We start from the raw sequence: 11984 nt of genomic DNA on the forward strand, positions 1-11984 counted from the left end.
GGCGGCACGCTCACTGCCGTGATCGCGAACGAGAGTGTCGGCGCGTCGCGCCTCGACTCCGGGCGGCGCGCGATCGCCGGCGGCATTACGGACGGATCGTGCGATAGCAGCCGCGCCGCTCACCAGCACGTGCGCGCTGCGCTCGCGCGTTCGTAGCATTCCGCCTCATGCCGCCGCTGCGACTCCGGTCGCGCGCACACCGCGCCTCGCGCGCTCATGCGTCGGCATGCTCACGTCACGCGCGATGGCCACGCCGCGGGCGGCGTCGCGGCCTGCACGCGCCCGTCGCTGAGTTGCACGACCTGATCGCCGAAGGCGGCGACGTCGTCGGGATCGTGCGAAATCAGCACCATCGGGATATCGAGCCGCGCCTGTAGCTCGGCCAGCTCGTGACGCATGCGCTGACGCATCGTGCGGTCGAGCGCGGCGAACGGCTCGTCGAGCAGCAGGATGCGCGGCTGCGAGACCAGCGCGCGCGCGAGCGCGACGCGCTGTTTCTGCCCGCCCGACAGCTGCGCCGGAAACTGCCCGGCTAGCGCGTCGAGCTCGAACGCGTGCAGCCAGTACGCGACTTCCGGCGGCACCGCGTTCGCGCGCGGGTTGCGCAGCCCGCCGGTGAGCCCGAACGCGATGTTCTGACGCACGTTCAGATGCGGGAACAGCGCGTAGTCCTGGAACAGATAGGCGACGCGGCGCGCGCGGGTCGGCACGTCGATGCCGCGCGCGGCGTCGAACAGCGCTTCGCCGTTCAGCGTGATCGTGCCTTCGTCGGGCGCGAGCAAGCCGGCGATCGCCTGCAGCGTCATGCTCTTGCCGGCGCCCGAAGGCCCGAACAGCACGACGCGCTGCGTATCGGCCGTGAACGACACGTCGAGCGTGAAGCGGCGCTCCGTGTTCGCGTAGGTCTTGCGGATAGTCACGGCGAGGCTCATGCAAGCCTCCGTCGCGCACGCGTAGCCGTTCGAGCGCCCGTCGCGCGCGGCGCCGTACTGCGATGCGGATGCGGCGTGCGTGTCATGTCGGTTCGCTCCGGGCCGCGCGCGCGGGCACGAGCCAGCCGGCTGCGAGCAGTACGAGCACGCAGGTGATCGACGTCACGATCACCAGGAAGTTGGCCGTGCCGTCGTCGCCGGCCTGCACCGCCGCATAGATCGCGACCGACAGCGTCTGCGTGCGGCCGGGCAGGTTGCCGGCGATCATCAGCGTCGCGCCGAATTCGCCCAGTGCGCGCGCGAACGCGAGCAGTGCGCCGGCCAGAATGCCGCGCGCGGCGAGCGGCAGCGTCACGCGGAAGAACACCGCGGCTTCGCCGAGCCCGAGCGTGCGCGCCGCGCGTTCGAGATGTGGATCGACACCCTCGAACGCGGCGCGCGCCGATTTCAGAATGAGCGGAAAGGCCACGACCATCGACGCGATCACCGCGCCCTGCCACGTGAACACCAGCTCGATGCCGAGCCGGTCGAGCCAGGCGCCGAGCCAGCCGCGCCGGCCGAGCAGCACGAGCAGGTAATAGCCGAGCACCGTCGGCGGCAGCACCAGCGGCAGCGTCAGCAGCGAATCGAGCAGATCCCGCAGCGGCGAGCGCCAGCGGGCGAGCATGAAGGCAGCCGCGACGCCGAGCACGATGTCGAGCGCCGTCGCCCAACCGGCCACTTTCAGCGACAACAGCAGCGGCACCCACGCGTCCTGCATCATGCGGCGCTCACTTGCCCGCGGGCTTGAAGCCGAACGTCGACAGCACGGCCTGCCCCTGCGGCGACACGACGAAATCGATGAACGACTGCGCCTGCGCGGTATGGCGGCTGTCCTTGACGACCGCGATCGGATAGGTGATGGGCGTCTGCGTCGGCACGGTCAGCGCGACCTTCACGCGACCGGGCATGATCGCCGCGTCGGTGCCGAACACGAAGCCGGCATCGACTTCGCCGCGCGCGACGTAGTCGAGACTCTGGCGCACGTTGGCGGCCAGTACGCCCTTCGCGCTGACGGCGTCCCATACGCCCGCCGCACGCAGCGCGCCTTCGGTGTAGCGGCCGACCGGCACCGACGCCGGGTCGCCGTACGCGATGCGCTTCACGCCGGGCCCACTCAGATCTTTGAGCGTGGTCGGTGCCGGCGTGCGGCTGTCGGCCGGCACGATCAGCACGAGCGAGTTCGCGGCGAAATCGCGGCGCGTGCCGGGCACGATGACCTTTTCGCCGACCGCGCGATCCATCGCCTTCTGATCGGCCGACGCGAACACGTCGGCCGGCGCGCCCTTGGCGATCTGTTGCATCAGCACGTCCGACGCGCCGAAGTTGAACAGCACTCTGGTTTCGGGGTGCTGCTTCTGGTAGGCGTCGCCGACCGCCTTGAACGCGTTCGTCAGGCTGGCCGCGGCCGACACGACGAGCTCGTCGGCGGCGCGGGCCGGCGCGCTGAACGCGATGGCGACGCCGAGCGCGGCGCACGGCAGCAGGCGGAGCAGGGTACGGCGAAGCGGGCGGGCGGTCGGGCGCATGGTCGGGTCGTCTGAACGGTCGAAAACCGTAATCGTAATATAGCGCCAGTTATAACGCTCGGCATACTGCAGATGCGGCGCTGCTCATGATGGGACGGAACGTGGAAAAAGGCGCTGGAACGACGGCTGCGTGCGGACTCAGGCGTGCAGCGGCGCCGACGCGGCGGTGCGGTGCAGCGTGGACGGCTGCGACGCCGGCCGATAGTTCGGATTGGCCTTCCAGCGTGCGCGCACGAACGGCCGCTCGTGCCCCGACAGCTCGAGCGCGACGCGCGTGACCCAGCGGTGCGACGGCACCGTGATGCCGTGCAGCGCAACGGTCACGAGCGCGAGGCTGGCGACCACGGCCGGCACCGACCAGCGATGCGGCACGGCGTGCCACGAGCCCGCGATGAACGCCAGCGCGGCGAGCGCGCCGACGATGCAGCCCGTGATGGCTTCGGACGGCGAATGCGCGGCGAGCGCGACGCGCGACACGCCGACCGCAATGCCCGCGGCGAGGCCGAGCGCGACGCCGGCGATCCGCACGGCGGTGCGCATGCGGATCAGCGCGAGGAACATTGCGACCGGATAGACCGACGTCGACAGCATTGCATGGCCGCTGAACCCGGTGAAATCCCACGCGCGGATGCCGATACCCCAGCCGAGGAACGCGATCTTGGTCAGCGCGACGACGCCGATCGCGCCCGCGAGCACGCCGAGCCACGCGGCCGAGCGCTGCCACGAGTAGCCGAGCGCGAGCCATACGGCGATCGTGATCGCGAGCGGCAACGTCAGGCCGGCGCCACCGAACGCGGTGATCGTGATCCACAAGTGAGCGGGCAGGTCGAACATCGGGAAGGGAACGAGCTGAGGCGGGACGAATGCTTGAATCAACGCGCGAGCCGGGCAGAACGACTACAACGGATACGTGCGGCCAAACCCCAGTATAGCGCCGTGCCAGATCGAGGCCCGTTTTTCGCCGGTCGATGGAACTACCGCGGCGCAGGAAAAATCTCATGAACAGTGTTATGGTGCATTGCACAAACTTAAACGATGCGCTCCTGCGTCGTGCCCTTTTTTACTGAATGCGAGCTCGATCGATGACCAAAAGTCTGACGAAGGTATGGCTGGGCGGCATGAAACGCATGCTGTCTCCGGCTGCCCAGCGCGCTGCGCGCGATGCTCAGCGGATCGCACGTGAAACGCTGGAGGCCGCAGCGGCGCCGATCGCGGCCGAGCTGTCGCCGGTGCGCGAGTCGCGCGTGCGTCCGCGCGCGGCGGCATGGGCAACCGGCGAATGGACGCGCGGCGAGCATCCGATGGCGCCCGCGCTCGGCCGGCTGGTTCAGAACCTTGCGTACGCGCTGTACGTGCCGCAGGGCCGCCGACGCGGTCCGATGCCGCTCGTCGTGATGCTGCACGGCTGCCAGCAATCGGCCGACGAGTTCGCGCAAGGCACGCGGATGAATCTGCTGGCCGATCAGCACGGGTTCGCCGTGCTGTATCCGGAGCAGTCGATGCGCGCGCATGCGCACGGTTGCTGGCACTGGTATGAGGATACCGACCGGGCGGGCCGCGGCGAAGCCGATGCCGTCGCGTCGCTGGTCGACGCCGTCGTCGACGAGCACGGCTTCAACGCCTCGCGCGTATACGTGGCCGGCCTGTCGGCCGGTGCCGGCCTCGCGACGTTGCTGGCGCTGCACCATCCGGAGCGCTTCGCGGCGGTCGCGCTGCACTCCGGGCCGGCGCTCGGCGAAGCCAATTCCGGGATCAGCGCAATGGACGTGATGCGCCGCGGCCTGCGGCAGAACCCGGCCGCGGCGGTCGATGCGCTCGTCGATGCCGGCGCGTATCCGGGCATGCCGGCGCTGATCGTTCAGGGCGATGGAGATCACGTCGTCGCGCCGAAGAATGCCGATCAGCTGGCCGTCCAGTTCATGCGTCTGAACGGGCTGGCGGACAGCCGCGGCGCGCTGCGCGGCGGCGAGCGCGTGGAAACGCGGTCGGCCGGCGCGCAAATCACCGAGGTGCGACGGGAAGGCGTGCCGGTCGTGCGCCTGTGTCACGTGAAAGGGCTCGATCATGCATGGGCCGGCGGCGACGAAGCCGTGCCGTTTCACGCGGCCGTCGGTCCCGACGCGAGTGCGATGATCTGGTCGTTTTTCGAAAGCAATCGCCGCACTGTGGCGACGGAACGACGGGTGGTGTGATCGACGCTGGCAAGGAACTAGGGTTTTCCCTATAATCCGGGAAAACCCTAGTCAAAGACCTTTCCGATAGCGAGATCGAACATGTACCTGCTGAGCCACCTCTTCCTGATGCTGACCAAGAACGCCGACCGGGCCGCGAAAGAGCGCGCCGACGCATACCTGGCCGAAGCGACCGACATTTACGACCTCGAATTCCGTATGCGCAAGATCGATCGCGAAGCGGCGATGAACCGTCCGTTCTCGATCGGCGCCCGCTAAGCGGCGCGACGCGTGCCGGCGTCGTCGCCGGCATGGAGAACCACGCAGAGAAGGGCGTGTGCGGCTACTGGGCCGCACACGCCCTTTTTGCATCCGCTGCGGCGCGTTGCGTCAGATGACCGTGAGACGCACCGGCACGTTGTTGCGGGTTGCGTTCGAATACGGGCACACGTGGTGCGCCTTGTCGACGAGCGCTTGCGCGTCGGCCTTGTCGAGGCCCGGCAGCGACACGCGCAGTTCGATGTCGAGGCCGAAGCCGCCCGCGTCGTTCGGGCCGATGCCCACTTCGGCGGTCACTTGCGTGTCGGCCGGCAGCGTCTGCTTGTTCTGGCCGGCGACGAACTTCATCGCGCTCAGGAAACATGCGGAGTAGCCTGCCGCGAACAACTGTTCCGGGTTCGTGCCTTCCGCGCCCGTGCCGCCCAGCTCGCGCGGTGCGGCCAGCTTCACGTCCAGCTTGTTGTCGGCCGAAACGGCGCGGCCGTCGCGGCCGCCGGTACTCGTGGCGCTCGTCTTGTATAGAACGTTCATCGTGCAACTCCTGTCGGTAGAGGTGAGGAGAGCGGACCGGCGACATGCTGCCGCCGGCCACCCGAGTAATATAGAACACAAATGATTAGTGCGCAAATTAATTTCGGCGACACGGTCGGGCTGAGCACGAACATCGTGCGGTCGCTTCGTCAATCGCCGTTGGCGGCCGCCAGTGCATCGTGCAGCTGCTGCAGATCCGCGCGCAGCCTCATGAGGAATTCGGGCGTCTGCTGCATTGCGCAAAAAAGATCGGCGGGGACCGAGCGCGCCTGGTCCTTCAGCGCGCGGCCTTCCGGCGTCACCCGCACGTTCACGACGCGCTCGTCGGTGGTGCTGCGCGCGCGTTCGACGTAGCCGAGCGCCTCCAGCCGCTTCAGCAGCGGCGTGACGGTGGCCGGGTCGAGGTCGAGACGCGCCGCGATGTCCTTCACCGCGATGTCGTCGCGCTCCCACAGCACCAGCATCGCCAGATATTGGGGATAGGTCAGCGACAGCTTGTCGAGCAATGGCTTGTACGCCTTCGTCATCGCATGCGAAGTCGAATAGAGCGCGAAGCAGAGTTGCTCGTCGAGGGTCTGAGGCAGGGAAGGCGTGCGGTCCATGATCCGATGGGGCGCGAAACGGCGCTGACGATTTGCACGCAAATTATTTTGCGCGCAAACGGCTTGCTTGAACAGCGCGCGGGCAGCGGGGCCGGGATGGGCGGTCGGGCGCCGAGTTGCGCCGCCCGCGCGCCAGGAACCGCAGAGGGCCGGCCGAGCAAGCCGGCCGACCGCCGTTTCAGCGACCCGACATCGGCGTCGCCGTGCCCGGCTCCTGCACGCCGAAGCAGCCGCGATAGGTCGCGTAGAACGAGCAGTACATCATCGTAACGATCACGATCGTCACCGGCATCATGATCGTCAGCACGTAGGCGCCGGCGCCGAGCGCCTGCAACAGCAGCGACAGGCCGAACGACGTGCCGAGCGCGACGCCGAACCACAGCAGCCCGTACACGAGGAACGCGCCGCGATTGCGCCAGCAGCTGACGATGCTGAAGAACAGCGCCTTCGCCGGCGGGATGTCGTGCCACGCGGTGAGCACCGGCGCGAACCAGAACAGCATCGCGACCGGCGTGTAGAGCAGCGTGGCGAGGAGCAGCGCACCGAGCGTGCGCTGCGCGGCGAGCGACTCCGGCGTCGGATTCGTGTCGCCGGTCGTGCCGAGCATCATGTGGAGCAGGCCGCCGCCGTCGACCAGCGACGACGCGGCGAACACCAGCACCATCAGCGCGACGTAGACGACGCCGAGCACCAGCAGCCGCTGCGTCGCGGTCTTTCCGTACGACCGGAAGCCGTCGACGAGGATCGTCGGCATCACCGGCTTGCCGGCCACGGTGTCGCGGCACGCGGCCATGAAGCCGACCGCGATGCCGGGGATGAACACCAGCGGCAGCGCCGCGCCGACCACCGGCACCATCGACACCAGCGTGATCGCCAGCAGGTACGTGAAGAACAGCGTGATGAACGCGAGCGGGTTCCGGCGGAACAGCCAGATGCCTTGACGGAACCAGACATAGCCCGCTTTCGCGGGTACTTCGATCAGTTGCATGCGGTGTGGGTCTCGGGAAGCGCGGGCGTGTGGGCGATACGCTCACGGAGAATGCGTTCGAAATGACCGGGATCGTGCGGCTTCAGCATTTCGGCCGCGCGCGGCAGGTAGAAGTCGTACAGGCGGGACACCCAGAACCGGTACGCGCCGGCGCGCAGCATGTCGCTCCAGTGGCGGCGCTCCTCGGCGGTGAACGGCCGCACGGTCTGGTATGCGCGCAGCAGCGCGTCGGCGCGCGCGGTGTCGAGCACGCCGGTCGCAAGGTCGACGCACCAGTCGTTGACGGTCACCGCGACGTCGAACAGCCATTTGTCGCAGCCGGCGAAATAGAAGTCGAAGAAGCCGCCGAGCCGTACGTCGTGGCCGGTGCCGGGCGCCGCGTGCGCGAACAGCACGTTGTCGCGGAACAGATCGCAGTGGCACGGGCCGCTCGGCAGCGCCGCGTAGTCGTCCGATGCGAAGAACGCGGCCTGGTGCGCGAGTTCGCTTTCGAGCAGCGCGCGCTGCGCGTCGGAAATGAACGGCACGATCGCCGGCACGTTTTCCTGCCACCACGGCAGGCTGCGCAGGTTCGGCTGCTGGCGCGCGTAGTCGCGCCCCGCCAGGTGCATGCGCGCCAGCATCTGGCCGACTTCGATGCAGTGTTCGACGCCGGGCGCGAGCTCCGCGGCGCCGTCGAGCTTGGTCACGATCGCGGCCGGCTTGCCGTGCAGCAGGCCGAACAGGGCGCCGTCGTCGCGCGGCACCGGGTCCGGCACCGGCACGCGATGGCTTGCCAGGTGGCGCATCAGGTCCAGATAGAACGGCAGCTGTTCGGCCGTCAGCTTCTCGAAGATCGTCAGCACGTATTCGCCGCGCGTCGTCGTCAGGAAGAAGTTGCTGTTTTCGATGCCGGACGGAATGCCGCGGAACGCCAGCACGTCGCCCAGTTCGTAGTGGCGCATCCATTGCGCGAGATCGGAGTCGGAAACAGCGGTGAAAACGGCCATGCGAGATGCGTCTGGTCAGTTGTCGACGCGCGCGGCGTGCGGCGCGACGGGAATGGAGGGAGCGCGGCGCGCCGCGCCGAAACCGGCGCGGCGTCGCGCAAATCAATAGTGCAGGTTCACCGACGGCAGGCGCGTGATCGGCACGCCGGCGTCGTGCGGCTTCGGCGACGTGTCGATCGACGAGCTCATCTGATAGCGCGTGCCGAAATTCGACTTCACGTCGATCTCGACCGGCTTGCCGCGATCGCGATACTCGGTGACTTCGGTGCCGTTCTTGCTTTTTTCGTGAAAGCTCGGCGTGCGGCGGATGTCGGCGAAGTCGACCTTGGACGTGACTTCGGCGCCCGGCCGGTTGATCTTGCGGAGATCGGGCAGGCCGGCGGCTTCGTTGGCCTCGGCGCGCGCCTGCGCGTCGGCGTCCGACGTGCTGCCGGCCGCGTACGCGGCTCCGGCGGCGGCAAACGTGCCAGCAAGCGCGGCGGCGACGACGAGAATGAGCGGCTTCATGATGAGTCTCCAGTGAACCCGCCGATTTTAGCAAATTACTGCGTGCAGCCCGCCCGTCGCGTGCGACCGCCGTGGCTGCGCGGAGCCATGAGCGTGACCGGGTTCCGTGGTAATGTGGTCCGATCAGATGAGGTGACGAAAATGAAGAACGATTTGAGCCGCCGGCACCGCGTGCTGACGCCCGAAAGCCCACCCGTCGAAGCCTTCGACGATTCCATCGCCGCCGTCGCGCGACTGTCGGCCATCTACGACACCAATACTGGCTTCCTGCGCGATGCGTTCGCGCGCTACCGGCGCCACGAACCGATCACCGAGCACGTGCGCGCGTGCTATCCGTTCGTGCGGATTCGCACCGACGTCAACACGCACGTCGATTCGCGCCGCTCGTACGGCTTCGTCGCCGGCCCCGGCGTGTTCGAGACGACCGTCACGCGCCCCGACCTGTTCGCGAACTACTATCGCGAGCAACTTCGCCTGTTGTCGAAAAACCATCACGTGAAGATCGAGATCGGCGTTTCGTCGCAGCCGATTCCCGTGCACTTCGCGTTTCCCGAGGGCATCCACCTCGAAGGCGAACTCGACCGCGACCGCCTGCTCGCGATGCGCGACATCTTCGACACGCCCGATCTGTCGTATCTCGACGATCGCATCGTCAACGGCACGTTCGAGCCGGCGCCCGGCGAGCCGCATCCGCTCGCGCTGTTCACCGCGGCGCGCGTCGACTTCTCGCTGCATCGGCTGCGTCATTACACGGCCACGTCGCCGACGCACTTCCAGAATTACGTGCTGTATACGAACTACCAGTTCTACATCGACGAGTTCGTGAAGCTCGGCCGCACGCTGATGACGGAAAGCAGCGATCCCGACGTGCGTGCGTACCGCAGTCAATACAGTTCGTTCGTGGAGCCGGGCGATGTGGTCACGTACAACGCGAACCTCGGCAGCGAGCCGGTCGAGGGCGCCGCGCCGCCGCGGCTGCCGCAGATGCCCGCGTACCACCTGAAGCGCGCGGACGGCAGCGGCATCACGATGGTCAACATCGGCGTCGGCCCGTCGAACGCGAAGACAATCACCGATCACATCGCGGTGCTGCGTCCGCACGCGTGGGTGATGCTCGGCCATTGCGCGGGCCTGCGCAACACGCAGCGCCTCGGCGACTACGTGCTCGCGCACGGCTACGTGCGCGAGGACCACGTGCTCGACGCCGACCTGCCGCTGTGGGTGCCGATCCCCGCGCTCGCCGAAGTGCAACTCGCGCTGGAGCGCGCGGTGGCCGAGGTCACGCAGCTCGAAGGCACCGAGCTCAAGCGCGTGATGCGCACGGGTACGGTCGCGAGCGTCGACAACCGCAACTGGGAATTGCGCGATCATCGCGAGCCCGTGCAGCGGCTGTCGCAGAGCCGCGCGATCGCGCTCGACATGGAAAGCGCGACGATCGCCGCGAACGGGTTCCGGTTCCGCGTGCCGTACGGCACGTTGCTGTGCGTGTCGGACAAGCCGTTGCACGGCGAGCTGAAGCTGCCGGGCATGGCCGATACGTTCTATCGCGGTCAGGTCGATCAGCATCTGCAGATCGGCGTGAAGGCGATGGAAATCCTCCGCACCAACGGACTCGACAAGCTGCACAGTCGCAAGCTGCGGAGCTTTGCGGAAGTGGCGTTCCAGTAACAAGCCCTTGCGGTATAAGGCTCCCCGGATGATCTGGGGAGCCATCGCGTCTAACATAAGCGTCGGTGTCTAACTTAGACGCGTCAATGGAACTGGTTGGACGCGTTCCACTTCGCGCGATTTCGTGTAGTGCGCCGTCATGCTTTCGGTCGTGTGGCCGGCCAGTGATTGTGCTGCCGCGGCGCCCCGCTGCCGCTTGAGATCGGTCAGCGCCTTCGCACGCAGATCGTGGAAGTGCATGCCGATCAGGTATAGCGGATTCGGGGTGATTCCCCTTTCCTTGCAGTCCTTCTCGTAGGCTAATCGTGCTCGCTCACATGCGCGTTTCCACGCTGAGTACGCGCCGATATAGGTGAAGCGGCCACCGGCATGCGTGCATATCACTGGCCCGATGGCGGTGATCTTGCCGCCGCGCGCTCGGTCCAATGTTTGTCTCAGGTCTGGTGTCATCTCGATCAACAGGCGCACGCCGCTACTGTTGACGGTCTTGCTCGGGTGAAACGAAATACCTTCATCGGACACGTTCTGCCAGTTGAGCGCGAGAAGGTCGCCGATACGTTGAGCGGTCTGGTACGCCAGGTCGATGAGGCAGAGGATCGACCGTGCCGACGATGTCTTGTAGCCGGCACTGGCAACGACAGCCGCCCGCACTGCCTCCAGCTCGTCGTCCGTGATGTAGCGATCCCGCTTCTTTTCCCTGGCCGCGCCGATCTCTCGCGCGGGATTGCGGTCGCACAATCCACGGCGAACAGCATGCATGAAGAGTAGCGACAGCAATGCCTTATGTTTGTTGCTGCTGCTCGGCTTGTCGTGGAAGTGCTTGTCGAGGAATCGAGCAACGTCGGTCGGCCTGACGTCCGCGACCAGCCACTGCGGGCCGAACTCCTTCCGAATGAGCCCAATCATCTTGACGTAGTTGCTGCGAGTCTTCGGTGCGTACGCCGGAAGCTTTTTGCGCACCCAGTCGTCGATGAGGGCCGGCATCGCGTTCTCGAGGGCTGCCTTGCTGTCGGAAGCACGCGTGAACTCGGCCAGCGATTCGTACAGGCGGACGATGCCGTCTTTGACGCGGCAGAGCTTGTGCCATTTGCGATCCTTGTCGACGAACCACCATGACCCATGTTTCTCGTAGACGCGAGCGGGCAGGAACGAGGGGGTGTGACGGCGTCCGATCATTTCGTGGCGTCCTTCATGTCAGAGGTTAGTTTTGGGCGTTTCTGGTTGAGCGTTTTTGCTTGAGCGGCGAAACCGAGCACGTGGTGTCGCCAAACTCGCACGCTGCCGTCAGGCCGGCGATCGGCTGGAATTCCCGCGATCGCGAGGGCGCGAAGTTGCCTGGCTGGTTGGCGGTATCCAGTTGCTTCGTAGATTTCTTGCGTTGTTAGGGTGAGCAAGTTGGTCTGGATAGCGTGTGCATGCCCGGCCTTAACGTTGGTGCGCAGGGGGAGGGGGCGCAGAACAACTCGTGGACACATGGTGTGCATTACGTTTCGCATTTAACTCTTTGATTCATAAAATGTTTTCTTGCCATCATTTGCCATGAAAAGCACGTGGCGCCCCCTGCCGACTCGTGGCCTAAAAAATAGGCAGCGTCTGCAACTCGTGGCAAAACGTGCGCGACTCGTGGCATGGCGTTCCGGTCAATTTCCGCCCCTTCTTCGTATTCTTTCTTCTTCTTTTTCAATGAATTAGAGAGAGGAGAAGAAGGGACTGCGGCCGCCAGCGCAAAAACGGACTAGTGGCAAAAAC

The 11984-nt window shown here is 66.5% G+C and carries 14 protein-coding genes; 3 read left to right on the forward strand and 11 right to left on the reverse strand.

Annotation, left to right across the window (positions count from 1 at the left end; translation table 11 throughout):
- Positions 1-230: 230 nt before the first annotated feature.
- The 4 genes from MYA_RS18950 to MYA_RS18965 all read right to left on the reverse strand — a co-directional run bounded on the left by MYA_RS18950 (position 231) and on the right by MYA_RS18965 (position 3334).
- Entirely contained in the window at positions 231-932 is a 702-nt protein-coding gene (locus tag MYA_RS18950; protein ID WP_014724643.1) for an ATP-binding cassette domain-containing protein, read from the reverse strand.
- 82 nt (positions 933-1014) lie between these two features.
- Positions 1015-1692 carry a molybdate ABC transporter permease subunit gene (modB, locus tag MYA_RS18955; protein WP_041494272.1) on the reverse strand — a complete coding sequence of 226 codons (678 nt, stop codon included), beginning with the start codon at positions 1690-1692 and terminating at the stop codon, positions 1015-1017.
- Between the two features lie 10 nt (positions 1693-1702).
- Positions 1703-2500 carry a molybdate ABC transporter substrate-binding protein gene (gene modA, locus MYA_RS18960; RefSeq protein ID WP_014724645.1) on the reverse strand — a complete coding sequence of 266 codons (798 nt, stop codon included), beginning with the start codon at positions 2498-2500 and terminating at the stop codon, positions 1703-1705.
- Positions 2501-2638: 138 nt separating this feature from the next.
- A complete protein-coding gene (locus MYA_RS18965) occupies positions 2639-3334 on the reverse strand; it encodes a phosphatase PAP2 family protein (RefSeq protein WP_014724646.1) in 696 nt (231 codons plus the stop codon).
- Between the two features lie 248 nt (positions 3335-3582).
- On the opposite strand from MYA_RS18965, the gene MYA_RS18970 reads away from it, so the two are divergent.
- Entirely contained in the window at positions 3583-4692 is a 1110-nt protein-coding gene (locus tag MYA_RS18970; RefSeq protein ID WP_014724647.1) for an extracellular catalytic domain type 1 short-chain-length polyhydroxyalkanoate depolymerase, read from the forward strand.
- A gap of 81 nt (positions 4693-4773) precedes the next feature.
- A complete protein-coding gene (locus MYA_RS30045; RefSeq protein ID WP_011881571.1) occupies positions 4774-4950 on the forward strand; it encodes a DUF3563 family protein in 177 nt (58 codons plus the stop codon).
- A 111-nt stretch (positions 4951-5061) separates the two neighbouring features.
- On the opposite strand, the gene MYA_RS18975 is transcribed toward MYA_RS30045, so the two are convergent.
- The 5 genes from MYA_RS18975 to MYA_RS18995 all read right to left on the reverse strand — a co-directional run bounded on the left by MYA_RS18975 (position 5062) and on the right by MYA_RS18995 (position 8567).
- The gene (locus MYA_RS18975; protein WP_014724648.1) at positions 5062-5481 is read right to left on the reverse strand and encodes an organic hydroperoxide resistance protein; all 420 of its coding nucleotides are present in this window, start codon (positions 5479-5481) and stop codon (positions 5062-5064) included.
- A 149-nt stretch (positions 5482-5630) separates the two neighbouring features.
- A complete protein-coding gene (locus MYA_RS18980) occupies positions 5631-6083 on the reverse strand; it encodes a MarR family winged helix-turn-helix transcriptional regulator (protein WP_014724649.1) in 453 nt (150 codons plus the stop codon).
- A 178-nt stretch (positions 6084-6261) separates the two neighbouring features.
- Positions 6262-7071 (reverse strand): BPSS1780 family membrane protein, encoded by an 810-nt coding sequence (locus MYA_RS18985; RefSeq protein WP_014724650.1) that lies wholly within the window; start codon positions 7069-7071, stop codon positions 6262-6264.
- Positions 7062-8060 (reverse strand): homoserine kinase, encoded by a 999-nt coding sequence (locus MYA_RS18990; RefSeq protein WP_011881575.1) that lies wholly within the window; start codon positions 8058-8060, stop codon positions 7062-7064. The genes MYA_RS18985 and MYA_RS18990 overlap by 10 nt, the downstream gene beginning before the upstream one ends.
- Positions 8061-8162: 102 nt before the next feature.
- Complete coding sequence (locus MYA_RS18995; protein WP_011881576.1) at positions 8163-8567, reverse strand: hypothetical protein; 405 nt, start codon at positions 8565-8567, stop codon at positions 8163-8165.
- A gap of 141 nt (positions 8568-8708) precedes the next feature.
- Between MYA_RS18995 and MYA_RS19000 the strand changes: the two genes are divergently transcribed.
- Positions 8709-10235, forward strand: coding sequence for an AMP nucleosidase (locus MYA_RS19000; protein ID WP_014724651.1), 1527 nt, complete (start codon positions 8709-8711; stop codon positions 10233-10235).
- A 69-nt stretch (positions 10236-10304) separates the two neighbouring features.
- Here MYA_RS19000 and MYA_RS32210 read toward each other — a convergent pair whose 3' ends face one another.
- Both MYA_RS32210 and MYA_RS30050 read right to left on the reverse strand, forming a co-directional pair.
- Complete coding sequence (locus MYA_RS32210) at positions 10305-11411, reverse strand: tyrosine-type recombinase/integrase (protein WP_014724652.1); 1107 nt, start codon at positions 11409-11411, stop codon at positions 10305-10307.
- Entirely contained in the window at positions 11408-11731 is a 324-nt protein-coding gene (locus MYA_RS30050) for a DUF4224 domain-containing protein (protein WP_338000007.1), read from the reverse strand. Before MYA_RS30050 ends, MYA_RS32210 begins: the two co-directional genes overlap by 4 nt.
- Between the last annotated feature and the right edge of the window lie 253 nt (positions 11732-11984).

Origin of the sequence: Burkholderia sp. KJ006, from assembly GCF_000262695.1 — a bacterium.
Taxonomy (GTDB): Bacteria; Pseudomonadota; Gammaproteobacteria; order Burkholderiales; family Burkholderiaceae; genus Burkholderia; species Burkholderia vietnamiensis.

Excerpts from the sequence above, each read along its gene's own strand:
- MYA_RS18950 (WP_014724643.1), bottom strand. The coding sequence starts at position 932 with ATGAGCCTCGCCGTGACTATCCGCAAGACCTACGCGAACACGGAGCGC.
- MYA_RS18980 (WP_014724649.1), bottom strand. The coding sequence starts at position 6,083 with ATGGACCGCACGCCTTCCCTGCCTCAGACCCTCGACGAGCAACTCTGC.
- MYA_RS18995 (WP_011881576.1), bottom strand. The coding sequence starts at position 8,567 with ATGAAGCCGCTCATTCTCGTCGTCGCCGCCGCGCTTGCTGGCACGTTT.
- modB (WP_041494272.1), bottom strand. The coding sequence starts at position 1,692 with ATGCAGGACGCGTGGGTGCCGCTGCTGTTGTCGCTGAAAGTGGCCGGT.
- MYA_RS18985 (WP_014724650.1), bottom strand. The coding sequence starts at position 7,071 with ATGCAACTGATCGAAGTACCCGCGAAAGCGGGCTATGTCTGGTTCCGT.
- MYA_RS18975 (WP_014724648.1), bottom strand. The coding sequence starts at position 5,481 with ATGAACGTTCTATACAAGACGAGCGCCACGAGTACCGGCGGCCGCGAC.
- MYA_RS19000 (WP_014724651.1), top strand. The coding sequence starts at position 8,709 with ATGAAGAACGATTTGAGCCGCCGGCACCGCGTGCTGACGCCCGAAAGC.
- MYA_RS30045 (WP_011881571.1), top strand. The coding sequence starts at position 4,774 with ATGTACCTGCTGAGCCACCTCTTCCTGATGCTGACCAAGAACGCCGAC.
- modA (WP_014724645.1), bottom strand. The coding sequence starts at position 2,500 with ATGCGCCCGACCGCCCGCCCGCTTCGCCGTACCCTGCTCCGCCTGCTG.
- MYA_RS18970 (WP_014724647.1), top strand. The coding sequence starts at position 3,583 with ATGACCAAAAGTCTGACGAAGGTATGGCTGGGCGGCATGAAACGCATG.
- MYA_RS30050 (WP_338000007.1), bottom strand. The coding sequence starts at position 11,731 with ATGCGAAACGTAATGCACACCATGTGTCCACGAGTTGTTCTGCGCCCC.
- MYA_RS32210 (WP_014724652.1), bottom strand. The coding sequence starts at position 11,411 with ATGATCGGACGCCGTCACACCCCCTCGTTCCTGCCCGCTCGCGTCTAC.
- MYA_RS18965 (WP_014724646.1), bottom strand. The coding sequence starts at position 3,334 with ATGTTCGACCTGCCCGCTCACTTGTGGATCACGATCACCGCGTTCGGT.
- MYA_RS18990 (WP_011881575.1), bottom strand. The coding sequence starts at position 8,060 with ATGGCCGTTTTCACCGCTGTTTCCGACTCCGATCTCGCGCAATGGATG.